Origin of the sequence: Rhodococcus sp. B7740 (assembly GCF_000954115.1) — a bacterium.
Taxonomy (GTDB): Bacteria; Actinomycetota; Actinomycetes; order Mycobacteriales; family Mycobacteriaceae; genus Rhodococcoides.
This window is the reverse complement of the sequence record NZ_CP010797.1, coordinates 692,107-717,793: the sequence shown is the minus strand read 5'-3', so window position 1 is coordinate 717,793 and position 25,687 is coordinate 692,107. Positions and strand designations below refer to the sequence as shown.

Below are 25,687 nucleotides of genomic sequence, written 5' to 3'. Positions count from 1 at the left end.
TCACGCCGCGGCGGCAGCCGAACGAACACGCCCGAGCCGATGTGTCAGATTACCGGCGTCCGGGATCATGATGTCGCCGCCCCGACTCGCGGACCGGCGGGTTGGGATCTCAGTCCGCCTGCAGAACCAGCTTGGGTCCGGGGTCGGCGGACATCGGCACGCTGTCCCGCTGCAGCATCCAGCTGGCGATGTTGTGGAACAGCGGTGCTGCCGACTGGCCGCCGGAACCGTCGGCGCTGCGGGTCGGGGCGTCGAGCATGATCCCGATCACGTAGCGGGGATCGTCCGCGGGCGCGATGCCGGCGAACGTGATCCAGTAGTTCGAGTTCGAGTAGCACTTGCACTCGGGGTCGACCTGCTGAGCCGTACCCGTCTTGCCACTGATCTGGTATCCCTCGACGCCCGCGGCAACTCCGGTACCGCGCTGGTTTCCGGTGTCGTCCTGGGTGACGGATCGGAACATGTTGCGGACGGTCTTCGCCGTATCGGGGCTGACGACGTACACACCGTCGGGCTGCTGGGTCTCTGTCCGCTGACCGTTCGCGTCCACCGTCGCCTCGACGATCCTCGGCGGGATGCGCACTCCGTCGTTGGCGATGGCCTGGTACATCCCCGTCATCTGCAGCAGCGTCATCGACAGTCCCTGGCCGATGGGGAGGTTGGCGAACGTGCCGCCCGACCACTGGTCACGGCTCGGGACGTTGCCCGCGCTCTCGCCCGGTAGCCCGACGTCGCTGCGCTGGCCCAGGCCGAACCTGGTCAACATGTCCGCGTAGCGGTCCTCGCCGACGCGTTGGGCAAGCATCAGCGTGCCGACGTTGGAGGACTTACCGAACACGCCGGTCGTCGTGTACGGCGCGACACCGTGGTCCCACGCATCCTTGACCGACACACCGGACATGAAAATGCTGCCCGGCACCTGCAGCACCTCGTCGGGCGTGGTGAGTCCGTACTCGATGGCCGCGGCCGCGGTGATGATCTTGTTCACCGAACCGGGCTCGAACGGCGTGGTGACGGGCAGGTTGCCCATTTCCTTGGTGCGCTCGTTGTTGCCGACTCCGATGCCGGGATTGAAGGTGTTGTCGTTGGACATGGCGAGCACCTCGCCGGTGTGCGAATCCTGCACGTACGCCGAGGCGTTCTTCGCTCCCGACAGGTCCTTGGCCAACTGCACCTGCTGCTGCACGTAGTACTGCAGATCTGCGTCGATGGTCAGTTCGACGGTCGAACCGTTGACGGCAGGCTGCTTGTCCCGCCAGCTTCCGGGGATGACGGCACCGTCGGATCCGCGGTCGTAGGTCTGCGAACCGTCGGTTCCGGCCAGGGTCGCGTCGAGCGCATCCTCTAGACCCAGCAGACCGTGTCCGTCCCAACCGGTGGCACCGACGATGTTCCCGGCCAGCGATCCGCCCGGGTACTCACGGATGTCCTGACGCTCCAGCCCGACCTGCTTGAAATCCTTGCTGATCTTCGACGCCACGGTGGCGTCCACTCCGCGTGCGAGGTAGGTGAATTCGTCGTTGCTCTTCAGCTTCGCGAGCAGATCCTTCTCGCTGATCACATCACCGAGGTCGCCATGGATACGGGCGGCGATGTCCTCGAGGTACTGCTCGGTCTCCGGCTCGGTCGGGTCCTTCGCCCGGGCCTCGTCGAGTTCCTTGCGAACCCGAACCGGTTGGAACGTCAACGCTTTGGCTTCCATCGTGAAGGCGATCGGATTGCCGTTGCGGTCCAGGATGGATCCCCGTAGCGCCGGATCGACGAGAGTGGTGGTGCGTTGCGACGCCGACTCGGCCGACAACCTGGGCGCATCGAATCCCTGAATCCACAGCAACTGTGCCGCCGCAACGGCCAGCGCCAGATACATCAGAACGCGGCCGGTGCCGTGACGAAACCGAAAGGTGGACGAGTCGAGACGCTTTCGGCTCGGTGGTCGACGGCGTGGAGCAGGCGAGGGCCTGGTCACTGCCCGTCACCCGATGCTTCGCCGGTGGGCTCGGGGGCTTCGACCGCAGGTGTTTCGAGCGAGGGGATGCTCATGGGGACCAATTGTTCAGCAAGCGCGGTCTTTCCAGCTCCATTGCTCGAACTCGGCGTGGCGGCGCGGGTGTCGATCGTGCCAGACGTTCGATTCGGCTGCGACGCGCTTCTCGGCGTCTGCTGCTGCGGCGACTGCGTGCTCGGATTCGTGACGGTTCCCTCGCCTGCGGCCGCGGGCGACACCGGATCGAGCGGTGCCACCGGTGCACCGTCGGCCGGAGCCGGGGTACCGACGACCTGCACGCCGCCGTCCGGCGCGACGATCAGATGTGCGGAGTTCTTGACCGGGACCATTCCGAGTTCGGCGGCCTTGCGCGCCAATTCCGGAGCCGACTCCGCCAACTCCACATCACGCTGCAACGAGGCCCGCTGCTGAGCCAGTTCGGCGTTGACGGCCTTGGCGGCGCTGAGATCGTAGGAGTCTCCCGCGGACCGTGTGGTCAGCAGCAACGTCAGACCGAGACCGATGGCGAGCAGGCCGATGATCAAGGCGACGAACGGAATTCGCGCCGCGATGGCGCTTCCGTTCAGCGAAGCCCGGGCACCGGCTACGGAACCGCGCGCAGAATCCGAGGTGTGGATCGACGCCCGCTGCTGCCTGCGCTCGTATGCCCGCAGTGCAGCACCGGACCGTCCACCACCCTTACCCGTACGTTCGGGCCGCGAGAGTGGGGCCTGCCGTACGGCGCTGCGGGGCGATGCCGGAACCCGATTGCGTTGTGGTCCACTGGTTGTGACTGGAACCGTCATTCCGCTCTCCTTGCAATCCGTTCGGCGGCGCGCAATCTCACCGGAGCCGAACGTGGGTTTGTCTCGATTTCTGCATCCGATGCACGCTCGGCACCTCTGGTCAGGAGCCGAAACTCCGGACCCATTCCGGGAAGCTCGACCGGCAGCCCTTCCGGACTGCGGGACTTGATCCGAGGCGCCAAATCCTGCTTGACAACTCGGTCTTCGAGCGACTGATACGACATGAAGACCACCCGGCCTCCGACAGCCAACGCGTCGAGCCCGGCAGGTACCGCCGCCTTCAACGACTCCAGTTCACCGTTGACCTCGATACGCAGGGCCTGGAAGGTTCGCTTGGCAGGGTGCCCACCGGTGCGCCGCGTTGCGGCCGGAATTGCGGCATAGAGCAATTCGACCAACGGCCCGCTCGTGGTGAAGGGCGTGTGCTCTCGGTGACGCAGAACGGCGGAGGCGATCTTTCCGGCGAACCGCTCCTCGCCGTAGGTGCTCAGGACCCGTGCGATCTCGCCGTGCGAGTACGTGTTGAGGACGTCTGCGGCGGTGATACCCACGGTCGGATTCATTCGCATGTCCAATGGGGCGTCGACGGAGTAGGCGAATCCGCGGTCGGATTCGTCCAACTGCATGGACGACACACCGAGATCGAACAGGATGGCGTGAACGGAGCCGACCGCAGGCAGGCCGGCCTCGTCGAGCGCTTCGGCGATGCCGTCGTAGGTCGTGTGCACCAACGTGATTCGATCGGCGAACGGAGCCAACCGGGCTCCGGCCAACTCGAGCGCGTCGGGATCCCGGTCGAGCCCGATCAGGTGCAGGTGCGGATAGGTCCGCAAGAAGTGCTCGGAGTGACCGCCGAGTCCGAGTGTCGCGTCGATCATGACCCGGGTATCGCCGGTGGATTCGAGCGCGGGTCCGAGCAGTTCGTCGGCTCGCTCGAGACGAACCGGAACGTGGAGCGGGCCCGAGGATCGACGATGGGTTCGGTCGGCGGACGAGTCGCTCTCGTCCGGCCCGGTGCCCTCCGTCATGGTTCCTCCCGGTCGCGCGTACGTACTTCTCGCCCGGGTCCGGGCCGTGCAGGTCGCCCACCGAGGCCGATACGAATGCTTCGAGGTCCCTGTCCGATAGGGAACCTGGCGTTGGGGAAGAACGTCAGGGTCCTGATCTGCGAAACCTGGCGTTGGGGAAGAACGTCAGGGTTCTGATCGGGCAGAGGCCTCGCTGCACTCGCAGGCGACCTGGTCGGGCTACAAGATCCCTCCGAGGGACTCGTCGAAAGCGTCGGAGAAATCCTGCTCGTTCTCAGCGGAGTAGCGCGCCCACGCTTCGTCGTTCCAGATCTCGATGAAGTCCATCGAACCGATCACCACGCAGTTTCGTTCGAGCCCCGCATAGCGGCGATGCTCGGGACTGATGGTGATGCGTCCCTGTCCGTCCGGCCGCTGTTCGTCTGTTCCCGAGAAGAACTGGCGAACGTAGGCACGGGCTTTGGGGTTGGCACGAGAAGCCGCCGTCAACTTCCGAGAGCGCTCCGCGAAGTCGGCCCCGGTGTAGACAGCGAGGCTGAAATCCTGCCCCTTGCTCACCATGACCCCTCCTGCAAGCGCGTCCCGAAACTTGGCCGGCAACGTGAGTCGACCTTTGTCGTCGAGCTTCGGCGTGTAGGTACCGAGAAACACTCGCCACCTCCAGCCTCGACTCTCCGCTGCGGACCACTTTACCCCACTCTCCCCCACTTCGAACCATTCACGGCCGGAAAACTTTGGAGAAGTCACTGTCTGCGCTGGTCAAGACGTAGAAGATCGGCGCTGCCGTCAGCGATACCGCGGGCGATTCCGAGGGCTCGAACCGGACGCCATGGCGCACGAGTCCAGCATCGAAGTAGCCTGACCAGGCACGCAGCACCTACGGTGGTGGACGACGGTCGATCTCGGCCCCTCGGTGGGGCCGCGGTGGGGAAAAGTGGGGAGCGTGGGTGACAGTGGGGGACGTGTCCCAGAACTCCCGCGCGCGAACACGCGAACCGGCCCTCGACGCGGAGCGGAGGGCTGCAGTCGATCGGGCGGCGTCCGTTCGAACGCAGAAACGACAACAGCACCTCACCCGAGGGTGAGATGCTGTTCTACGTTGACGCGTGAAGTTGTGGAGACGAGCCGATAAGGGTCGATTCGGCGTAACCCGGTCGACTCAGTCCTGCTCGAACCTCTTACGGAACCGATCTTCCATGCGAGAGGTGAAGCTGCCGCCCTTGCGACCACCCTTCGATTTCTGTCCGGTACCACGCCCGGACGTCTCGGCAGCATCGTTGGATGCGCTGCCCTCGTCCTGCGACGCTGCGGCTCCCTTGTTGGAACCACCGAACAGGAACAGTGCCCCGGCACCGAACATGAACAAAAAGCCGATGAGACTGACGACGAGAAAAGCCAGGCTGTTCGTCGACAATGCAACACCGGCGACGAGCAACACGAGTCCCACTACGAACAGAGCGGCAGCCTGAAAGCGCCTCCTGCTCGACGCCGCACGTACGCGACCGCCCCTCACATGAGACGCGAATTTGGGATCCTCGGCGTAGAGAGCGCTCTCGATCTGGTCGAGCATGCGCTGCTCGTGCTCGGAGAGTGGCACGGTACCTCCCCCTGCACAGATATTGAAGGTCATTTCGGTTCCGAAACGACGGGAAGCTGACCTTGGCGGCTACCTGCTGTCGATGATACGAGCTGAATCGGCCGCTTACCACCTACTCGGTCGATGTGTTCCTGAGAAACACCGAAGTTTTCGAGACGCACGTCCCGAAAACCTTGGGCGAACACCCGATGACGTGGCGATTGTCACCTGACGTCCAGCTCGGTGCGCTACGCAGACAGGGGCGCCGTCATGGGGTCGACGGACGCGAATCGAGCCTGCCCGCCGAGTCGGTCCTCGATCGAGTTCAGAAAACGACCGACGTGTCGATGGAAATCGTCGGCATCGAGATCGGCGATCGTGCTCGACGCGCCGGCCTCGACCGCCGCCCTGGTGGCGGAGAAAGACGCGAAATAGTCGGCCCAGACGGCGAGATCCGGTGCCGCCTTTGCCATCAACACCCACGCACTGCGCGAACGAGGACGCGCGCCGATCGAATTCGGCAACGACGCCAGCACAGCTGCCGCGCCTTTCAGTGCAGCGGCGTAGCTGCCGAGAAATCGATCTCCGGCATCGCTCTCCCCGATGGACTCGGACAGCAGAGCATCGGCCCGGCCCAGCAGAATCTGAGCCTGACGCGACACCGGCGACCGCACTCCGGCATCGAATGCCTTCGTGATCGTCATACTCGAACACCTCCAGTTCGAATCTCCGGCGCGCACCTGGCGCGGCCGGAACCGTGGCGAAGCCTTACAGTCGAACTCCGGAAGAATCCGACTCGACATCCGAGCCGAAGCCACCGGCGCACTCGGCCCCGATTGTCGAACACCCGTTCGACACATTCAATATAGCCGTGCCCACCGACAAGTTGCCGAAGAAAGGTTGAGAACAGTCGTCACCGATGCGCGGACAACGCCGTACCTGGTCGATCTGACGCCCCCGGAATTCCGCCAGCGGCTGTTCGAGGCACTGTCCATCTACGTCGAGGCCATGGGCTATCCGCGTGGAACCGAACAGAGCCGAGCCCCGATGTGGAGTGAACACCTGCACCGCCCGGGCTGGCGAGCCGTCGGCGCACTGCTCCCGAACGCCGATCCGACACAGCCCGATTCGCTGGTGGCCGTCGCGTACGGCTACCACGGTGCCGCGCACCAGTGGTGGCATCAACAGGTTCGCGACGGTCTGCGGCGCACGGGGCATTCCCCGCAGACCGTCGAAGCCACGCTCGCGGACTACTTCGAGCTGACCGAGTTGCACGTTCTCCCGAGCGCCCAGGGGCACGGTCTCGGTGGACGACTGTGCAGCCGACTGCTGCGCGGCGTCTCGGCGGCCAACGTGATGTTGTCCACACCCGAAGTAGCCGAGGAGGACAACCGAGCCTGGCGGCTCTACCGCAGGCTCGGCTTCGCGGACGTACTGCGCGACTTCACCTTCAGCGGGGACCGACGACCCTTCGCGGTCCTGGGCCGCCGGTTGCCCCTCGACGGGCCAGTAGCCTGAGGGTGTGATCGATGCTGTGGTGGTGGGCTCCGGCCACAATGCCCTGACCTCCGCCTGTTACCTGACCGATGCCGGCATGTCGGTCGAGGTTCTCGAGCGCGACTCCGTCGCCGGCGGCGCGGTCTCGACGGTGGAACGCTTTCCCGGCCACCGAGTGGACCGTGGGTCGTCGGCACACATCATGATTCGGCACACAGGCATCATCGAGGAGCTCGGCCTCGCCGAGTTCGGACTGCGCTACATCGACTGCGACCCCTGGGCGTTCGCGCCGGGAGCCGTCGGCACCGACGAACGCGGAATCGTCTTCCACCGAAGCCTGGAACGAACCTGCGAGTCCATCGCCGCCGCCTGCGGCGCAGCCGACGCGCGCGCCTACCGAACGTTCGTCTCCGTCTGGGGCCCCCGCAGCGAACGCACCATGCGTGCGTTCGGTGGGCCACCCACCGGTCCGAAACTGCTCCGATCCTTCTGGGGTCTCGGTGCTCCCGACGGCGGCAGCATGCTCTCGCGTGAGTTCCTCGCCACCGGCGATTCCCTGTTGGACGAGATGTTCTCGAGCGAACGACTCAAGGCTGCGCTCGCCTGGTTCGGCGCTCAGTCGGGTCCGCCGATGTCCGAGCCAGGTACCGCACCGATGGTCGGCTTCGCGGCCCTCATGCACACCCTTCCGCCGGGCCGCGCCGTCGGCGGCAGCGGAGCATTGACCGAGGCGATGATCGCTCGGCTGCAGCGCGACGGTGCCGAACTGACACTCGGCGACGCGGTCACCTCGCTCGTGCGCCGCCCGCACGGCTGGACCACCAGGACCGCGTCGGGACGGGAGATCGACAGCCGCATCGTCGTGGCCGGCTGCCACATCCTGACCACCCTCGACCTTCTCGAAGCCGGTGGACACGACTCGGCGCAGATCGCCCCGTGGCGCAGCACGATTCGGGTAGGACCGGGTATTGGTACTGCGGTCAGACTGGCCACCGACGCTCTTCCGACGTACCCGAGTGCCGACCGCATCGAGGACGGCACCCACGGTCTGGCGCTGCTGGTACGCGACCGCAGCCAGTTGCGGTTGGCGCACGGGCACGCGCTGGCCGGCGACCTGCCGCCCACCCCGGCCGTGCTGGGAATGTCCTTCAGCGCACTCGATCCCACCATCGCACCGCCGGGACAGCACCAGATCTCACTGTGGTCGCAGTGGCATCCCCATACCCTCGCCGACGGCAGGCAGTGGCGATCGGACGTTCCGGGCGAGCGCTCGTTGGCCGAGTTCGAGGCAGATCGAATCGTGGCCGAACTGGACCGGTACGCACCCGGTTTCGCCGAGTCCGTGTTGGATCGGTTCGTTCAATCGCCGCCGGACATCGAGCGTGAGCTCGGTCTGATCGGAGGCAACATCATGCACCTGGACATGTCGTTGGACCAGATGATGATGTGGCGGCCGCATCCTCGACTGGCCGGGCATCGGGTCCCCGGTGCCGACGGGCTCTATCTCACCGGCGCATCGACCCACCCCGGCGGAGGGGTCACCGCGGCCAGTGGTCGGTCGGCGGCCCGAATCGCGATCGCCGACGCCCGCGCAGCCCGCCGTCGCACGTTCTTCGGAAGGAAACGGGAATGAAGGTCGTTCCGATCGTCGTGGCGACCGCTGCCGTGGGCTGCCAGATCCTCTATCCACTGGTGTCGGGATCGACCAGGGACGCAGTGACGGTGGCGGTGGTGGCCCTGCTCGCGCTCGCGTCGATCCTGCACGCGGCGCTGAACCGCGGTGTCGTGTGGGCCACCGTTCTCGTCGTCGTGACCGCAGGAACCGGGTTCGCGTCCGAACTCGTCGGCACGGCCACCGGCATCCCGTTCGGCGAATACTTCTACGCGCAGAATCGCTTGGGCCCGAGCCTGTTCGAGGTACCCGTCGTGGTCCCTCTGGCGTGGACGGCCGGGTTCTACCCGATCTGGTGTGCAGTGACCTTCGTCGTCGGCCGTCTCGACACGACGCAGGCGCGCGCCACCGCACTGCGAATCGTGGCCGTGGCGGTGGGGATGGTCGGCTGGGACCTCTACCTGGATCCACAGATGGTCACCGACGGACAGTGGACCTGGACCGCCGGTTCGGTCGGGCTGCCGGGTGTGCCGTCGATTCCGCTGACCAACTACCTCGGCTGGCTGGTGGTGGCGACGCTGATGGCTGCGGTGATGGAATCGCTCGACCGCGCCGTCGGTCGCCCCCGGTCGTCCGACGACGCAGTGCCCATCGGATTGTTCCTGTGGACGTGGCTCGGGTCGGCGCTCGCGCACGCGGTGTTCCTCGACGGTCCGGAGCTTCGCTTCTCGGCGGTGTACGGATTCGTCGTCATGGGCGTCGTCGGCATACCACTGCTGTGGAATGCCCGTCTGTCCAGGAACACCCGACACGCCTCGCTGACAACCCCTGCCGACTGACATCACCTCGATGCCCTGGCACGATGTCGCTGTGCAGTCGACATCGCGAACACCTCATCGAACCCACCGCCGCCGCGTTCTCTCGGTGGTCGCACTGGCCCTGCTGGTCGCGCCGATGCTGGCCGGTTGCCTGCGCGTGCAGGTCACGATGGGCGTGTCGGCGAACGACCGTGTCGCAGGTCAGATCGTGGCGGCCAGCGTGCCGACATCGGACTCCGACACCGGCCCGGAACTGGTGGTTCCCTCCTCGATCGAGGACAAGGTTCGCGTCGAGCCGTACGACCAGGACGGATACGTCGGATCGCAGGCCATCTTCGACGATCTCTCGTTCGGCGACGTGCAGACCCTCGGCTCGATCTTCCAGAACGCGGCCGGATCGTTCCAGCTGACACTGCAGCGATCGGGTGACACCGTCACTCTTGCCGGCAACGCCGATCTGTCCTCCGTTCCGGTTCAGGGCACGGACGTACAGTTCACCATCGCGTTCCCGGCCCGCATCGGCACCACCAACGGCACCCGCGAGAGCGACAACTCGATCTCCTGGAAGTTGCCGGCAGGCGAGGTCACCTCGGTGCGCGCCGAGGTCAACTATCCCGATCCCAACACCAGAAGCTTCGCCGGCTGGGCCGGCATCGTGGGCGGGGTGACGGTCGGTGTCGCGGCCATCGTCGGAGCCATGGCCTGGGTGTCGCGCAATCCACCGCTGCGGGGCCGCGGCTCGCGCGGTACCGAGCCGGGAAGCTCGACCGAGAGAACATCTGTGTGAAAGACCGCGTGCTCGCGCGAACGACGGCCACCGCTGCCGTCCTCGCGGCTGCGTCGGCCGCGGTGTCGGAGTTCAACTCTCGGTTCATGCCGAGCCTGCACTCCCCGGAGCAGGACGTCACCGAAAGCGTCGTCGTCTGTGTTCCCGCCCGCAACGAGGCCGCAACGCTTCCCGCGCTGATCGGCGATCTCGCGAAGCAACGATCGTGCACGGATCTGCGAGTGATCGTCCTCGACGACGACTCGACCGACGGAACGGCCTCCGCTGCCCGCGCGGCTGCAGGCGGTGATCCGAGGATTCGCGTCGTGACCTCCGGTGTCGCTCCCCCGGCCGGCTGGACCGGTAAGGCCGCCGCGTGCGCCGAGCTCGCGAGACTGGCCGACGAGGACGACCCGACGACGTCGTTGATCGTGTTCGTCGATGCCGATGTGCGCCTGGAACCGGAGGCCGTGGCGGCAGCGGCCCGCATGCTGCGACGGCGCGGTGCCTCCCTGCTGTGCCCGTGGCCGGAGCAACTGGCCGAGAGCACCGTCGAGCGGCTGGTCCAGCCCCTGCTCGCATGGTCGTGGATGTCCACGCTTCCCGTCCCTCTCGGCAACGCGACGCTCGCACCGTCGATGGCGGTCGCCTGCGGGCAGTTCATGGCTTTCGACGCCGCCGCCTACCGGGCCGTGGGGGGCCACGGCTGCGTCGCCGCGAGCGCAACCGAGGACCTGGATCTGGCACGCGTTCTGCGTCGGCGGGGGTTCTCCACCGCGGTGGCGTCGGGTGCGGGGTTCGTTCGATGCCGGATGTACCGATCGGCAGCGGAGTTGCGGTCCGGCTACAGCAGGTGGTTGTGGAACGAGTTCGGTGGACCGGCCGGTTCGGTGGCGGCGGCCCTGGCACTGACCGTCGTGTACGTGCTGCCCCCGATCACTGCGCTCACCTCCTCGGGTGTCGCGCGTCGCCTCGGCTACGCCGGCTATCTCGCAGGCACGGTGTCACGGATGTCCGTGCGGCGGCGCGAGACGGGATCGCGGTTCGGGGTGGGCGACGCAGTCGACGCCGCGCTGCACCCGGTCTCGATTCTCGCCTTCGTCGGACTCGTCGCAGAGTCCCACGTGCGCAGGCGTCGCGGCTCGCTGTCGTGGAAGTCGCGCCCGATGCCTCCGCCGCACACCTGACCCGTCTCACACTCGCGCGGCTGCAAGCCCCAGGTTGCTGAGCACCTCACGCGTCGCGCGCGCGAAGTTGAGAGTGATGAAGTGCAGTCCGGGTGCGCCCTCGGAGATCAGGCGCTCACCGATGTTCGTCGCGAGTTCGATGCCCACTTCTCGGACCGCGGCGCGGTCCTCCTCGGGGCCGGATCCCGCTGCGCGCGTGAACTTCTCGTCCAGGTGCGACGGAAGCGTCGTGCCCGAGAGCTCGAGCATCCGGCGAACCGACCGAAGCGAGGTGATGGGCATGATCTCGGGAATGATCGGCTTGGCACCCTGCTCGGCGTCGAACGCCGACACACGATCACGTAGACGCAGGTAGTCGTCCACATCGAAGAACATCTGAGTGATCGAGTACTCCGCTCCCGCCCGCAACTTCCCGACCAGGCATCGGGTGTCCTGTTCGAGATCGCCTGCGCGGTGGTGCCCTTCGGGGAACGACGCCACGCCGACGTGGAAGTCGCCGAGATCGCGAACCAGCCGGACGAGCTCCTCGGCGTACTCGACACCGTCCGGATGCTTCTCCCAGTCGCCGAGTGGATCTCCGGGGGGATCTCCGCGAAGTACGAGGATGTTGGTGATACCGCGGTCCGCGTACGACCCCACCATGGATCGCAGCTCGTCCACACTGTGCGAGACAGCAGTGAGATGCGCCACAGGCAGAAGGGTGGTCTCCTCGGCGATCTGACCGGTGACACGCACCGTCCGATCACGGGTGGAGCCCCCCGCGCCGTAGGTCATCGACACGAATGCGGGCTGAAGTTGTTCGAACTCACGGACCGCCCGCCACAGCCTGGCCTCGGCGGCCGCGTCTCGCGGAGGCGAGAACTCCACCGAGAACGGGATCCTGGCCTCGGGTTCTGTCCGTAGTCGGTCGACGATGGACGGTGTTCTCGTCACGAATCCTCGACTCGACCGCCCCCTGACGGAATCTTCGCTCACCCGAAGATCATAGGTTGCGGCCCACCGAAGCCCGTCGGGCATCCCTGACGACAGATGTTCGCTGCAGGTCGGTCCAGGGTTTCCACGGCCATTACTGTGGGAATGAGAATTCACGCAATCCACAGCAACCTTGGAGGATCGTCCTGTCCGGAGACTTTTCTTCACCCGTAGTCGACACTCCCGCCGCCGCGCACGACCCGAAGGCGATGCGCACGGCCGTCGACGCGACGCTCGCCGAGTTCTTCACCTCACGCCGAGATGTCGTCGACACCGTCGGTGGCGGCTATCCCGCTGCGGTGGCCGACCTCGAGGCCTTCGTACTTCGCGGTGGCAAGCGCATGCGCCCTGCATTCGCCTGGACCGCATGGCTCGGTGCAGGCGGTGAATCCACCGGTGCCCGAGCGGACGCAGTGCTGCGGGCGTGCTCGGCGCTCGAACTGATCCAGGCCTGCGCCCTCATCCACGACGACATCATCGATTCCTCCAGTACCCGACGCGGTTTCCCGACCGTGCACGTCGGGTTCGCCCAACGGCACCGAGACGCGGGGTGGTCCGGCGGCGCGGACCATTTCGGTGAATCGGCAGCGATCCTCGTCGGCGATCTCGCCCTGTGTTGGGCAGACGATCTCCTGCGCGAGTCCGGCATCGACGCCGATGCCGCACGACGGGTCCAACCGGTGTGGTCGGCGATGCGCACGGAGGTTCTCGGCGGCCAGTTGCTCGACATCGAAGCCGAGGCAGGCACCGACGAGAGTGTCGCGGCTGCCATGCGAGTCAACCGATACAAGACCGCTGCCTACACCGTCGAGCGGCCGCTGCATCTCGGCGCAGTCCTCGCCGATGCCGACGAGAACCTGATCTCGGCCTACCGCAACTTCGGTGCGGACATCGGAATCGCGTTCCAGCTGCGCGACGACCTCCTCGGGGTGTTCGGCGATCCCGAGGTCACCGGCAAACCGTCGGGCGACGACATCACCGAGGGCAAACGCACCGTGCTGATCGCGCTGGCGCTGGAGAAAGCCGACCGGACCCGGCCGGATCGTGCAGCCACGATCAGGGCCAGCCTCGGAACCGAACTCGACGCGAACGAAGTGGCCGACATACGTTCCATCCTCGTCGAACTCGGCGCAGTGGACGCGGTCGAGAAACAGATCGACGAACTCGGGACCCGGGCCGTTGCCGCCCTCGACAACAGTTCGATCGAACCGGTCGCTGCCGCGCACCTGCGTGCCATGGCAACCGCCGCCATCCAACGGCAGTACTGAAAGAGAGCGTCATGTCTTCGATCCGCACGGTCTCCGGCACCACCGACACCGTGGTCGTCGTAGGAGCCGGTTTGGCCGGCCTGGCCGCCGGTCTGCATCTGCTGGGAGCAGGCAGGAAAGTCACCATCGTCGAGCGCGAGGAGACCGTGGGCGGCCGCGTCGGGGTGTACCCGGTATCGGACGCCGACGGAACGCACCTGTACGACATCGACAACGGCGCGAGCGTGCTCACGATGCCGAACCTGGTGCTCGAGGCGCTCGCCGCCGTGGGTGCCGACTTCGAGTCGACCACGCCGCCGATTCGGCTGACCGCTCTGTCGCCGTCCTATCACACGCGTTACGCCGACGGCACGTCCATCGACGTCTACTCCGATCCCGAGGCCATGGCGGCCGAGGTCGAGCGAACCTGCGGCCCGGCCGAGGCGCAGGGATATCGAGAACTGCGACGCTGGCTCGCCGACATCTTCGACGCCGAGTTCGACCGCTTCATCGACTCGAACTTCGATTCACCGCTCGATCTCGTGGGATCGAAAGCTGCGATCTCCGACACCGCTACGCTGACCAGACTGGGCGGCTTCGGCCGCCTCGGGCCACGCGTCGACAAGTTCCTGAAGGACACTCGCCTGCGTCGCGTGTTCACGTTCCAGGCGCTCTACGCCGGCATGGCACCTCAGAAGGCGCTCGCGGTCTACGGAGCCATCGCACACATGGACACCTCGCTCGGAGTGTTCTTCCCGGAAGGCGGGATGGCGGCCATCGCACGGGCCATGGCCGACGCGTTCGTCACCGCGGGTGGCACGCTCGAACTCGGCACCGAGATCGTCGACATCACCGTCGACCGAGGTCGTGCCGACTCCGTGATCACCGCAGCCGGCGGTCGAATCGCTTGCGACGCACTCGTTCTCACCGCGGACCTGCCCGTCGTCGACCGACTGCTCGACCGGGCGTCGGTGTCGAAGAAGGGCCGCCGGAACGGATACGGCGTGGTCTCGCCGTCGGCGGTCGTCGCGCACGGAACCGTTCCCGCCGACGTGACGGCGACGTGGCCCGCGCGCGCACATCACACCATCGACTTCGGTGACGAATGGGCCGAGACCTTCCGCCGGATCACCGCAAGGGCGGGCAAGGGGTCCTTGATGGCCGATCCGTCGCTGCTGATCACCCGACCGTCGGTCAGCGATACCCAACTCGAGATGGTGCGTGACGGTGTCCGATGCGAGCCGGTGTCGATCCTCGCACCGTGCCCCAATCTCGACAGCGCGCCCCTTCCCTGGAACGAATTGGCGCAGCCGTACCTTCGCGAGATCCTGACGACCATGGAAGGTCGGGGGTACAAGGGCCTACTCGACGGATTCACACTCGACCACATCGACACTCCCGAGACCTGGGCGCAGAAAGGCATGATCTCCGGTTCGCCGTTCTCGTCGGCGCACGTGTTTCGGCAGACCGGGCCGTTCCGACGCAAGAACATGGTCGCCGGGCTCGACAACGTGGTTCTCGCCGGCTCGGGCACGACGCCCGGAGTGGGCGTTCCCACGGTTCTGGTGTCGGGAAAGCTCGCCGCAGAGCGGGTGACGGGGCGCACGGGACGGTAGGTTCGTTCGATTGACTGCGTCGACCAACTAAGCTGAGCGCGATCGTTTGCCGGTCGCGCTCATTGCTGCGACCATGATCGTTCGGTGGTCGGCGTGAACCATCGGCCGGCGTACGGATCTCGACCCACAACTCGTTGCAGAGGAGGAGCAGGCGGCAATGTCTTCGATCTCGTCGCACTCCACCTCCGAGGATCGATCGTCGGACGGCCCCCTGCCCTCGGATTCGCGACGACCGTCCAGAGTGACCGCAACGGGCAACTTCCTTCGCAGTCCCGAGGGCAAGGCCGCGATACTCGGTGTGGTCGGTGCCGTGTGCATCGTGTTCGGCGGGTTCGGGGCCGGCAGTGTGCGCAGGCGCGATCCGTTGCTCGAGGAGATGCACCTGTCGTGGCTGCGATTCGGCCACGGATTCGTCCTGTCGACCATCATCGTCTGGGTCGGCGTACTGCTGATGATCACCGCCTGGGTTCGGCTCGGGCGTGCGACTCTGCACGGCCGCACCACGGTGGGTGAACTGCGCTGGATCGTCCCGGCATGGACCGCACCGCTACTGCTGTCGGTGCCGATGTTCAGCCGCGACGCGTACTCGTACCTGGCGCAGGGCGCTCTGCTCCGCGACGGATTCGATCCGTATGCCGTTGGCCCCGTTGCCAATCCGGGAGTTCTGCTCGACAACGTCAGCAATGTCTGGACCACCACCACTGCGCCGTACGGCCCGTTGTTCCTGCTGCTCGGCCGCGGAATCACCAGCCTGACCGGCGACAACGTGATCGCTGGAACCATGTTGCTGCGCCTGACGATGTTGCCGGGTCTGGCATTGATGATGTGGGCGGTTCCGCGGCTGGCGAAGCACCTCGGCGGCCGAGCGACCACCGCGGTGTGGCTCGCCGTCCTCAACCCTCTGGTCCTGATCCACCTGATCGGCGGGGTGCACAACGAGTTGCTCATGGTGGGCCTGATGACCGCGGGAATCGTGCTGACGCTCGAGCATCGACACGTGGGCGGCATCGCGCTGGTCGCCATCGCGGTGGCGATCAAGGCCACAGCAGGCCTCGCGCTGCCTTTCCTGGTGTGGATCTGGATGCTCCATCTGCGGGAGAAGGCACAGGCGGAGGGACGAAAGCCGATGTCGCCCGCCCTGGCGTTCGTCAAGACCGCCGGCATCGGAGCCTCCGTCTTCGTTGCCGTGTTCGCCGTGGCGTCGGTGATCGCCGGAGTCGGAATCGGTTGGCTGACCGCTCTTTCCGGATCGGCCAAGATCATCAACTGGCTCTCGCTGCCCACGATCCTGGCGCACCTGGTGACCGTCGGCACGTCGTGGTTCCTCGATCTCCGCCTCGGACCCGTTCTCGATGTGACTCGTCTGCTGTGCGCGATAGCGCTGGTGGTCGTTCTGGCGGTGGCCTGGTGGTTGGGCCGCAGATCCGAACGCGATGCGGTCAAGGGCATCCTGATCGCCCTGGTCGCCACCGTCGTGCTCTCCCCCGCGGCCCTGCCCTGGTACTACTCGTGGCCACTGGCGATCGCCGCAGGCTTCGCCCTTTCGCGCACGACCCTGATGATCCTGACGGGTCTGTCGACGTGGCTCATGCTCGTCTTCCAACCCGACGGATCGATCGGCCTGTACACCTTCGGACACGTCGCACTGGCGATCTTCGCCGCGGTCGTCGCAGCTCTGGCGCTGACACGCGTCGATCCGCTGCGTTTACGATCGGACCGATCCAGGGAACACCGTGCCGTGCCGAACGCGCCCAAGACCCCAGCAACGGAACCGACCGGAGACGAATCCACGTCATGAGGGCCGCGTGATGAAAGAACTCGACGGTATCGATCCTGAACTGCACGCGGCGTACCGCATCTGCCGCGAACTCAACGCCCAACACGGCAAGACGTATTTCCTCGCGACTCGCCTGCTCCCCACCGACAAGCGCGCAGGAGTACATGCGCTGTACGGGTTCGCCCGGATGGTCGACGACATCGTCGACCTCGAAGGCACCGACATCGCCGTGGGATCGGACGAGCTCAATGCCCGTCGCATCGTCGAACTCGATGTGATCGAATCCAGGGTGCGCGACGCATTGGCGGGAAAACCCCTGTCCGACAGCGTGTCCGATCAGGTGTTGAGCGCGTTGTGCGACACCGTGGCGCGCTACGACATTCCGCACGACTATTTCTTCGCGTTCATGCACTCGATGCGTATGGACATTCCGGGGAGTCCGATGTTCGTCTCGCGCTATCGCACGATGGAGCAGTTGCGCGAGTACATGTACGGCTCCGCCGCCGTGATCGGACTGCAGATGTTGCCGATCCTGGGAACCGTCGTCGAGCGGTCCGTGGCCGAGCCCCCGGCCGCAGCCCTGGGCGAGGCGTTCCAGCTGACCAACTTCATCCGCGACATGGGTGAGGACCTCGATCGCGACCGCATCTACCTGCCCACCGACGAGCTCGCGGCGTTCGGCGTCGACGAAGAACTACTCCGGTGGTGCCGCACCACGGGCAGTGTCGACGCCAGGGTCACCCGCGCCCTCGCACACCTGATCGCCGTCACCCGCTCGATCTACCGCACGTCCGATGCAGGCATCGAGATGCTGGATCCGCGAGTGCGGCCGTCGATGCGCACGGCGTCCATCCTGTACGGCCGCATACTCGACGAGGTCGAGTCACAGGGCTACCGTGTGCTCTCCCAACGCGCGACGGTGCCGCAGTGGACCAGAGCGCGCATAGCGCTGCCGCAGTTCGCCGTCACCGGCTTCAAGCGCGCGACGGTTCGCTAGAAGGCCATGGCCTGTGCGCGCCTGATCACTTCGCGCATCAGGTCGCCGTGCAGAGCAGCGACGGGTGCACCCGGCAGGCTCTCGTCCTCGGTGAACAGCCACCGCAGGATTTCCTCGTCCTCGTAGCCGCCGTCGTGCAGCACGGCCAGGAGACCGGGCAGCCCCTTGACGATGGTGCCCTTGCTCGAATCGAGGAACTGTTCCGGTACGACGGGCACGCGTGAACGCTTCAGGGCGAGCAACTGGCGATCTCGGACGAGCTGTTCGACGCGGGTCTTGGGGACGTCGAGGATCTTCGCGACATCGGCGAACTGCAGCACGGACTCCGACGGATCGAGCACGTCGTCGGCATAGGGAATGGCACTCACGCAGGTAACGTTAACGGGTCCGGCATCGAGACTTCAAAAGCGTCGCAGCCGGGTCGTTCCGCAGGCTCCACTCCTGTGCAGCCGACCCAGCCGGTCCGAAGACACAAGCCACGATCGTCGGTCGGTATCCCCGGCACCGATACGATCGTCTTCAGTGTCCGGCGACCGAGCCGGAAGACGAGTGGACGACGAGGGGAGGTTCGGTGATACCGGGTTCGATGCTCGATCGTCGATACCGAATAGACGCACCGATCGCGCGCGGCGGTATGTCGACGGTCTACCGCGGACTCGACACCAGGCTCGACCGCCCCGTGGCGGTGAAGATCATGGACCCGAAGTTCGCCGAGGACCCCCAGTTCGTGCAACGCTTCGAGTTCGAGGCACGTGCCGTGGCCAGGCTCAGCCACCCGGGCCTCGTCGCCGTCTACGACCACGGGCGCGACGGCGAACACGCCTTCCTCGTCATGGAACTCGTCGAGGGCGGAACTCTGCGTGAACTGCTGCGCGAGCGCGGTCCGATGCCTCCGCACGCTGCCGCGGCCGTCGTTCGCCCGGTCCTCGACGCACTCGCCGTCGCACACCGAGCCGGCCTCGTGCACCGCGACATCAAACCCGAGAACATCCTGATCAGCGACGACGGCGACGTGAAGATCGCCGACTTCGGTCTCGTCCGGGCCATCGCAGCGTCCACCGTGACGTCGAGCAGTGTGATTCTGGGCACCGCCGCGTACCTGTCTCCCGAGCAGGTCACCACCGGCTCCGCGTCCGCGAGCAGCGACGTGTACGGCGTCGGTGTCGTGTTGTTCGAGCTTCTGACCGGACGCACACCGTTCACCGGCGACACCTCACTGTCCATCGCATACCAGCGCATCGACAACGACGTACCACGCCCCTCCACCCTCATCGCCGGCGTTCCCCCGCAGTTCGACGAGGTGGTCCAACGGGCCACCGTCCGCGACCCGGAGCACCGGTACCGCAATGCCGACGACATGGCCCGTGCCCTGCGCGCTGCCGCATCGGCGCTCGCGCTGCCCGAGTATCGCGTGCCCGCACCCAAACGCTCGGCCGAGCACCTGAGCTCGGCCGCGGCCGGAGCACCGACGACGGTGGCAGGCAACCGTCCGCCGTCCGCTCACACCCAGGTCGTGGACAATTCTCCGCCCCCGCCCCAGCAACACGGGGTGCAGCACACCCGGGTGGTCACCTCGCCCACGTCCCGAGGCGTCGATGACAGCCAGGAACCGTTCGACGGGCCGCCGCCAGGGCCACTCCCGACCGGCCGACGGCACTACGAGTTCCCCGACTTCGACGCCGATCGCCAACGATCGCGCCGCGCGATCGTCATCTGGCTCCTCGTCGTCGCCCTGCTCGCCGTCTTGGTCGGCTTCGGCGGTTGGTGGATGGGCTCCGGGCGATACACAGCTGTCCCGGTGGTGGACGGGCTCGACACCACCGGTGCGACCAGCGCCGTGGAGGCGGCCGGCCTCGAGGCCGCGGTGCGCGGAACCTACTCCGACTCGGTGGACACCGATCTTCTCATCGGCACCGACCCCACCGGCGGATCGCGAATTGCCAAGGGCGACACGGTGTTTCTCCTGGTGTCCTTGGGTAGCCCCACGGTTCCGTCCATCGACGCGGACGCATCCGTCGAAGACATGGAACAGCAATTGCGAGACCGGACTTTCACACCCGTCGACGGCGGCGAGGCCTTCAGTACCTCCGCACCGATCGGCGGAGTCGCGGCACTGGACCCACCTCCGGGCACGGTCCTGACCACCGGCAGCTCGGTCACGGTCCTACGCAGCAAAGGCGCACCGCCGGTCGAGGTACCCGACGTACGTGGGCAGAGCGTGGACCAGGCCCGAACGACGCTGGAATCGGTCGGCATCACCGTCGGCGAGGTTCGAGAGGCCTTCGACGAGGACACCGACGGCGGAAAGGCGATCGGGACGACGCCGGAAGCCGGCGAGACGGTGAGATCCGGGTCGACCGCGGTGCTTGAGGTATCCAATGCCGTCACCGTGCCGTCGCTGCTCGGCCGGTCGGTGGGCTCGGCCCGGACCACCCTCGAAACGTTGGGCCTGCCCATCGACGTCCGTCAGGTGGTGGACACCGACGGATCTCTGGTCATCAGCCAGAGCCCCGGAGCCGGTTCTCGCGTGGAACCGGGGTCCGAGGTCAAGGTCGTCTCGCTGCCCTGATCAGTCGCGAAGCATCTCGGCGACGAGGAATGCCAGTTCGATGCTCTGCTGCGTGTTCAGCCGCGGGTCGCAGGCCGTCTCGTACCGACCGGCGAGGTCGAGATCCGAGATGTCCTGGGCACCGCCGAGGCACTCGGTGACGTTGTCGCCGGTCAGTTCGACGTGAATTCCTCCCGGATGCGTTCCGAGGCCGTTGTGGACCTCGAAGAACCCCTGCACCTCGTCGACGATGCGGTCGAAGTGCCGCGTCTTGTAGCCGGTCGACGCCTCGTGGGTGTTGCCGTGCATCGGGTCGCACTGCCAGATGACCTGGTGGCCGGTGGCCTGAACCTTCTCGATGATCGCGGGCAGGATGTCGCGCACCTTGCCGTTGCCCATGCGTGAGATCAGCGTCAGACGGCCCGGCTTGTTGGTGGGGTCGAGACGCTCGACGTACTCGACGGCCATCTCGGGCGTGGTCGTGGGCCCGATCTTGAGACCGATCGGGTTGGAGATCAGCTCGGCCAGCGCGATGTGCGCCCCGTCGAGCTGGCGGGTGCGGTCGCCGATCCACAGGAAGTGCGCGGACAGGTCGTACAGCTTGGGGTGATCGTCGGTGTTGTCCAGGCGCAGCATCGCACGCTCGTAATCGAGAACGAGCGCTTCGTGGCTGGCGAAGATCTGCGCGGTGTGCAGATTGGGGTCCGAGACGCCGCAGGCATCCATGAACCGCAGTCCGCGGTCGATCTCCCCCGCGAGCGCCTCGTAGCGCGCACCGGCGGGCGACTGCGCGACGAACTCGCGGTTCCAGTCGTGCACCTTGTGCAGGTCGGCCATGCCGGCACCGGTGAGCGCGCGGACCAGATTCATCGCCGCGCTCGCATTGGCGTATGCGCGCACCAGTCGCGACGGATCGTGGCCGCGGACGCTCTCGTCGGCGACGAGGGAGTTGATCATGTCGCCGCGGTAGGACTGCAGACCGAGAGCGTCGATGTTCGACGAACGCGGCTTGGCGTACTGCCCGGCGATACGGGCGACCTTGACCACCGGCATGCTCGCGCCGTAGGTGAGCACCACCGCCATCTGCAGCAGCGTGCGGATGTTGCCCTTGATGTGCGGCTCGGTGTTGTCGACGAACGTCTCGGCGCAGTCGCCTCCCTGGAGCAGGAACGCCTCACCGCGAGCGACGGCAGCGAGCTTGTCCGACAAGGCCTCCACCTCACCGGCGACGGTGATCGGAGGAACGCTCTCGAGCACCTTGCGCATGTCGGCAGCATGCTCGGGATCCCACTGCGGCTGCTGCGCAGCCGGCTTGGCCAACGCATCGTCCAATCGAGAGCGCAGCGTCGGCGACAACGGCGGCAGGTCGGGCAAGCGATCGATGGGTACGTCGACAGTCCAGTTCACCGCTACAGGATATTCGCACCGCCGAAGCCGCAGGACAACGGGTGTTCACCCGCGGTAGGAGTGCTCCTCGATCGCCTGGAACTTCGCCAGATTGTGCCGCGCGTCGGCGAGGGCGTCATGAGCGTCGTCTGGCACCGACGGCAGCTCGGGACTGCCGCGATCCTCCCAGTGCTGGCGCAGCTCACGAGTGAACCGCGGCAGCGAACGCGGCAACTCGGTCATCGAGCCCCACAGCTGGCAGAGCGCCACATGGTCGTACGCCGCAACCCACGCCCACAGTTCGACCTCGGCACCGTAGTGCGGAACGAGAAATTCGAGCAGTTCGTCCCGGATTCGCGACCGGCTCATCCACAGCGGCGACGAGTACGGTGGCAACTTGGGAAGTACGTTGCGTCGAACCCAGCGGCCGGCGCGCTCGGGGTCGAACTCGGAGGACACCGCATAGAACTCGCGACCGTCCTCCGACACCACACCGATCGAGACCAACTCGATTGTGCGACCATCCTCGATGAACTCTGTGTCGTAGAAGTAGCGCACGCGGCTCACCCTAGCGCGTCCTGGACACGCCCCCCACGTACCGGTAGCCCCGATCCGAACAGCCCTGAAAGGGAACGTTGTGACCTCGCCCGACACCAACCGTCCGGTCGCCGAAGCACCGGAGCCTGCCGCGCCGACGCGACGCCGGTGGCCGAGTTGGGCGGTGGCGTCGAGCAGGGTCCTCGTGCTGATCGGTGCCGTCGTGGGCGTGCTGTTCCATCTCAACGGCTTCCCGGGTCTGCGTCCGATCGGCGAGCACTACCGACTGGATCTGGACGTGTATCGACTCGGCGGTCAGGTGTTCGCCGAGGGCGGGGATCTCTACGGTCAACTGCCTCCGATCGCGACCGGTACCACGCTGCCGTTCACCTATCCCCGATCGCCGCGGCGATCTTCAGCCCGCTGTCGTCGGTGTCGCTGTACGCCGCCTCGATCGCGGTCACCGTGCTGTCCATGCTCTTGCTGCTGGTGACGATCGTGGTCACTCTCACCTCGCTCGGGGTACGCCCTCGCGCACTGTTGTGGTGGTCCGCCGGTGCCGCGTTCGCGGTGGCCGTGCTCGTACTGGAGCCGGTCACCTCGACGCTGAACTACGGGCAGATCAACATCGTGCTGATGGCGTTCGTTGCACTGGACTGCCTACCGAAGAAGACGCCGTGGCCCCGAGGTGTGCTGATCGGTCTCGTGGCCGCCGTCAAACTCACGCCCGCGGTGTTCGTACTGTTCTTCCTGTTGCGCAAGGACTTTCGAGCAGCGGTGGTGTCGGTACTGAGTTTTGCGGTCTTCACCGCGATCGGTTTCGCGCTCACGTGGTCCGACTCGGTGAGGTACTGGACCGAGACGATCGTCGATTCCGACCGAATCGGCGGCCCGGCCTACCCACCCAATCAGTCGATCACAGGAGTGCTCGCACGGCTCGGGTTGGACGAAGTGCCCCGATCGATCCTGTGGCTCGCGTTGTCGGTGGTGGTGCTCGCCATCGCGGCGGTGGCGATGCGGAAAGCTTTTGCCGCAGGCGAGACTGCGCTGGCGCTGACGATCAACGCCATGTTCGGTCTGCTGGTGTCGCCGGTCTCGTGGTCACATCACTGGGTGTGGGCCATCCCGTTCACCGTTGTGCTCGCCGTTCTCGGTTATCGCCGCCGCAGTGCGCTGCTGGCGACCCTGGTGGCCGTCGGGCTGGCGTTGATGCTCTACCCGCCGCACTGGAAGCTCGGCGAGGGCCGATGGAGCGGCCTCGGCTGGCCGCTCGTGGATCAGTTCGCGGCCTCGGGCTACGTGTGGTGGGCTCTCGCGTCGATCGTCGCGCTTGCTGCGATCGGATGGACCGACCGAACCGGTACGAAGGCCGACACCCGCTCCGCACTCTGATCGCGGAGCGAGCCGGCAGCTTCAGCTGGCCTTGGAATCCGGAATACGCTGCGCGGTCGGAGCCGACTCCGCCTCGGGTGCAGCCTTCTTCAGAGACGCGGCGTACACATCCACGTACTCCTGACCGGAGAGCAACATCAGGTCGTACATCACCTCGTCGGTGACGGCACGCTCGACGAAGCGGTTGCCGGCCATACCTTCGAAGCGAGAGAAGTCGATGGGCTTTCCGATTCGGATGGTGACCTTCGCCGGACGCCACACTCGCGAACCGATCGGGTTCATCTTCTCGGTACCGATCATCGCAACCGGGATCACCTGGACCCCGGTCTGCAGTGCCAGACGCGCCATCCCGGTCTTGCCCTTGTACAGCCGCGCGTCGGGCGACCGCGTGCCCTCGGGGTAGATACCCAGAACCTTGCCTGCTTCGATCACGCGCACACCTGCGTTGAGAGCGTCCTGTGCCGCGTCGGCTCCGGTGCGATCGATCGGCACCTGACCGACCGCGGTGAAGAACCACTTCTGGAACGCACCCTTGAGACCCGGTCCAGTGAAGTACTCGCTCTTGGCGAGGAAGGTGATGCGCCTGGGCGTCTTGAGCGGGAGATAGAAGGAATCGAGAACGGCCTTGTGGTTGCTGGCCAGAATGACCGGACCCTCCGTCGGGATGTTCTCCGCACCCTCGATCGTGGGCCGACCAAGGGCGATGAGAAGGGGGCCGACGAAAATGTACTTAACCAGCCAGTACCACATTGACATGCTCCCTGAAGATGGTCGGGAAATCGTTTGGTGCCGCCTCGCCCTGGAGCGAATCGACTGCGGCCGTGCCTCCTCGAACCGTGCCGCGTAGTGAACTGTACCCACGGTTTATGACACCAGCCACATCATCTCCGAACCCGGGACAGAGGTCACAGGAACCGGGCGAAGGACAGTCACCGAACCCCGGTGACGAACTGCGCACGGGCCAACTCCGCGGCCCCGATCATGCCCGCTGCCTCACCGAGTTGAGTACTGCGAATCCGCGCGAGAGGCCGATGCCCCGCACCGGTCACCAGCTCGGCGTACTTGTCGGTCGCGCGGGCCAGGAACTGACTCGACGACGTCGCCACTCCACCGGCCAACACGATCAGATCGGGGTCGTACACGTCGCTGACCATCGAGAGCCCGACGCCGAGCCATTGCGCGAAGTCTTCCATCGTGCGGCGGGCGATGGAGTCGCCCTCGTGCGCAGCGCCGGCGATGCGGCGGCCGGTCAGAGACCCCGGGTCGAGGAACACCTCGCGTGCCAGGGTTGTCGACGACGCCGGGTCCGCCGCCAGTAACTCGACTGCCGTGTCCACCAGAGCGGTGCCGCTGCAGTACCGCTCCCAGCAGCCGCGCTTGCCGCAGGGACATGCCCGACCGTCCGGCACGACCTGGATGTGACCGAGTTCCGGTGCCACCCCGTGGCTGCCCCGATAGATCCTGCCGTCGATCAGCAGCGCAGCACCGATGCCGGTACCGATGGCCACCATCACCACGTTGCGACCACCGGACGCGGCACCGAAGCGATACTCGGCCCAAGCCGCAGAATTGGCGTCGTGCTCGAGCAGGACCGGCAGACCGATGCGCATGCTCATCTCCGTCGCCACGGGGGTGTTCACCCACGGCAGATGCGGGGCGAAGAGAACCGTCGTGCGATCGGAGTCGATGAACCCGGCGACGGCGAGCCCTACGGCCGCGATGTCGTGTCGCCCGGCAAGTTCCTGCACGGCGCGGTCGAGACCGCGTTCGAGGGCGCGAGCAGTGTGCGGGGTAGGAGCGGCAGTCGAGTCGAGTACCTGACCGTCCTCGTCGACGACCGACGCGCGCAGGCTCGTCCCGCCCACGTCGATGCCGACCGTCAATCGCTGGTGGTGCCGCTTCATTCGTTCATGCCTTCCTCGGCCGTCCCCCACGCGGCCT

Annotated in this window: 23 protein-coding genes; 11 read left to right on the top strand and 12 right to left on the bottom strand. The window is 66.3% G+C overall.

Annotation, left to right across the window (positions count from 1 at the left end):
- Positions 1–109 precede the first annotated feature (109 nt).
- The 6 genes from NY08_RS03375 to NY08_RS03350 all read right to left on the bottom strand — a co-directional run bounded on the left by NY08_RS03375 (position 110) and on the right by NY08_RS03350 (position 6,098).
- Entirely contained in the window at positions 110–1,966 is a 1,857-nt protein-coding gene (locus NY08_RS03375; RefSeq protein WP_045194901.1) for a peptidoglycan D,D-transpeptidase FtsI family protein, read from the bottom strand.
- Positions 1,963–2,790 carry a hypothetical protein gene (locus NY08_RS03370; protein WP_235387089.1) on the bottom strand — a complete coding sequence of 276 codons (828 nt, stop codon included), beginning with the start codon at positions 2,788–2,790 and terminating at the stop codon, positions 1,963–1,965. Before NY08_RS03370 ends, NY08_RS03375 begins: the two co-directional genes overlap by 4 nt.
- On the bottom strand, positions 2,787–3,818 hold the full coding sequence (gene rsmH, locus NY08_RS03365; RefSeq protein ID WP_045194899.1) for a 16S rRNA (cytosine(1402)-N(4))-methyltransferase RsmH: 1,032 nt from the start codon (positions 3,816–3,818) through the stop codon (positions 2,787–2,789). The genes NY08_RS03370 and rsmH overlap by 4 nt, the downstream gene beginning before the upstream one ends.
- 219 nt (positions 3,819–4,037) lie before the next feature.
- Entirely contained in the window at positions 4,038–4,469 is a 432-nt protein-coding gene (gene mraZ / locus NY08_RS03360; RefSeq protein WP_045194897.1) for a division/cell wall cluster transcriptional repressor MraZ, read from the bottom strand.
- 508 nt (positions 4,470–4,977) lie between these two features.
- The gene (locus NY08_RS03355) at positions 4,978–5,415 is read right to left on the bottom strand and encodes a DUF3040 domain-containing protein (RefSeq protein WP_032394390.1); all 438 of its coding nucleotides are present in this window, start codon (positions 5,413–5,415) and stop codon (positions 4,978–4,980) included.
- Positions 5,416–5,642: 227 nt separating this feature from the next.
- Complete coding sequence (locus NY08_RS03350) at positions 5,643–6,098, bottom strand: SAV_6107 family HEPN domain-containing protein (RefSeq protein WP_045194895.1); 456 nt, start codon at positions 6,096–6,098, stop codon at positions 5,643–5,645.
- A gap of 196 nt (positions 6,099–6,294) precedes the next feature.
- On the opposite strand from NY08_RS03350, the gene NY08_RS03345 reads away from it, so the two are divergent.
- Genes NY08_RS03345 through NY08_RS03325 form a run of 5 tightly spaced genes read left to right on the top strand, consistent with a single transcriptional unit; the run spans position 6,295 to position 11,274 of the window.
- Positions 6,295–6,912, top strand: coding sequence for a GNAT family N-acetyltransferase (locus NY08_RS03345; RefSeq protein WP_045199645.1), 618 nt, complete (start codon positions 6,295–6,297; stop codon positions 6,910–6,912).
- Positions 6,913–6,916: 4 nt separating this feature from the next.
- Entirely contained in the window at positions 6,917–8,524 is a 1,608-nt protein-coding gene (locus NY08_RS03340) for a phytoene desaturase family protein (protein WP_082073679.1), read from the top strand.
- The gene (locus tag NY08_RS03335) at positions 8,521–9,342 is read left to right on the top strand and encodes a carotenoid biosynthesis protein (RefSeq protein WP_045194893.1); all 822 of its coding nucleotides are present in this window, start codon (positions 8,521–8,523) and stop codon (positions 9,340–9,342) included. The genes NY08_RS03340 and NY08_RS03335 overlap by 4 nt, the downstream gene beginning before the upstream one ends.
- A gap of 10 nt (positions 9,343–9,352) precedes the next feature.
- Positions 9,353–10,108, top strand: coding sequence for an LppM family (lipo)protein (locus NY08_RS03330; RefSeq protein ID WP_179272919.1), 756 nt, complete (start codon positions 9,353–9,355; stop codon positions 10,106–10,108).
- Complete coding sequence (locus NY08_RS03325) at positions 10,105–11,274, top strand: glycosyltransferase (protein ID WP_235387088.1); 1,170 nt, start codon at positions 10,105–10,107, stop codon at positions 11,272–11,274. The genes NY08_RS03330 and NY08_RS03325 overlap by 4 nt, the downstream gene beginning before the upstream one ends.
- A gap of 6 nt (positions 11,275–11,280) precedes the next feature.
- Here the strand turns inward: NY08_RS03325 and metF are convergent, their stop codons facing one another.
- Positions 11,281–12,207 carry a methylenetetrahydrofolate reductase [NAD(P)H] gene (gene metF / locus NY08_RS03320; protein WP_032394703.1) on the bottom strand — a complete coding sequence of 309 codons (927 nt, stop codon included), beginning with the start codon at positions 12,205–12,207 and terminating at the stop codon, positions 11,281–11,283.
- A gap of 248 nt (positions 12,208–12,455) precedes the next feature.
- On the opposite strand from metF, the gene NY08_RS03315 reads away from it, so the two are divergent.
- The 4 genes from NY08_RS03315 (at position 12,456) to NY08_RS03300 (ending at position 17,883) form a co-directional block, all read left to right on the top strand.
- Entirely contained in the window at positions 12,456–13,514 is a 1,059-nt protein-coding gene (locus NY08_RS03315; RefSeq protein WP_094631678.1) for a polyprenyl synthetase family protein, read from the top strand.
- Between the two features lie 11 nt (positions 13,515–13,525).
- Positions 13,526–15,109, top strand: a complete 1,584-nt coding sequence (crtI, locus tag NY08_RS03310) for a phytoene desaturase family protein (RefSeq protein WP_200893162.1) — start codon at positions 13,526–13,528, stop codon at positions 15,107–15,109.
- 157 nt (positions 15,110–15,266) lie between these two features.
- Entirely contained in the window at positions 15,267–16,907 is a 1,641-nt protein-coding gene (locus NY08_RS03305) for an alpha-(1->6)-mannopyranosyltransferase A (RefSeq protein WP_032394393.1), read from the top strand.
- Between the two features lie 10 nt (positions 16,908–16,917).
- Complete coding sequence (locus NY08_RS03300; RefSeq protein ID WP_032394394.1) at positions 16,918–17,883, top strand: phytoene/squalene synthase family protein; 966 nt, start codon at positions 16,918–16,920, stop codon at positions 17,881–17,883.
- Here NY08_RS03300 and NY08_RS03295 read toward each other — a convergent pair.
- Positions 17,880–18,251: an Rv2175c family DNA-binding protein gene (locus NY08_RS03295; protein WP_032394395.1), complete on the bottom strand. Its 372-nt coding sequence runs from the start codon at positions 18,249–18,251 to the stop codon at positions 17,880–17,882. The genes NY08_RS03300 and NY08_RS03295 overlap by 4 nt on opposite strands.
- Before the next feature lie 218 nt (positions 18,252–18,469).
- Here NY08_RS03295 and pknB point away from each other — a divergent pair, with 218 nt between their 5' ends.
- Positions 18,470–20,452, top strand: coding sequence for a Stk1 family PASTA domain-containing Ser/Thr kinase (gene pknB, locus NY08_RS03290; protein WP_045194891.1), 1,983 nt, complete (start codon positions 18,470–18,472; stop codon positions 20,450–20,452).
- Here the strand turns inward: pknB and NY08_RS03285 are convergent, their stop codons facing one another.
- Together NY08_RS03285 and NY08_RS03280 are read right to left on the bottom strand one after the other, a co-directional pair.
- Positions 20,453–21,838: a class II 3-deoxy-7-phosphoheptulonate synthase gene (locus tag NY08_RS03285; RefSeq protein WP_032394396.1), complete on the bottom strand. Its 1,386-nt coding sequence runs from the start codon at positions 21,836–21,838 to the stop codon at positions 20,453–20,455. It lies immediately after the preceding gene.
- Between the two features lie 45 nt (positions 21,839–21,883).
- Entirely contained in the window at positions 21,884–22,375 is a 492-nt protein-coding gene (locus tag NY08_RS03280) for a polyadenylate-specific 3'-exoribonuclease AS (protein WP_032394707.1), read from the bottom strand.
- A 411-nt stretch (positions 22,376–22,786) separates the two neighbouring features.
- On the opposite strand from NY08_RS03280, the gene NY08_RS03275 reads away from it, so the two are divergent.
- Entirely contained in the window at positions 22,787–23,746 is a 960-nt protein-coding gene (locus tag NY08_RS03275; RefSeq protein WP_235387087.1) for a glycosyltransferase 87 family protein, read from the top strand.
- A 21-nt stretch (positions 23,747–23,767) separates the two neighbouring features.
- Here NY08_RS03275 and NY08_RS03270 read toward each other — a convergent pair whose 3' ends face one another.
- Positions 23,768–24,496, bottom strand: coding sequence for a lysophospholipid acyltransferase family protein (locus tag NY08_RS03270; RefSeq protein ID WP_037192839.1), 729 nt, complete (start codon positions 24,494–24,496; stop codon positions 23,768–23,770).
- 179 nt (positions 24,497–24,675) lie between these two features.
- Positions 24,676–25,650, bottom strand: coding sequence for an ROK family protein (locus NY08_RS03265; RefSeq protein WP_045194888.1), 975 nt, complete (start codon positions 25,648–25,650; stop codon positions 24,676–24,678).
- Between the last annotated feature and the right edge of the window lie 37 nt (positions 25,651–25,687).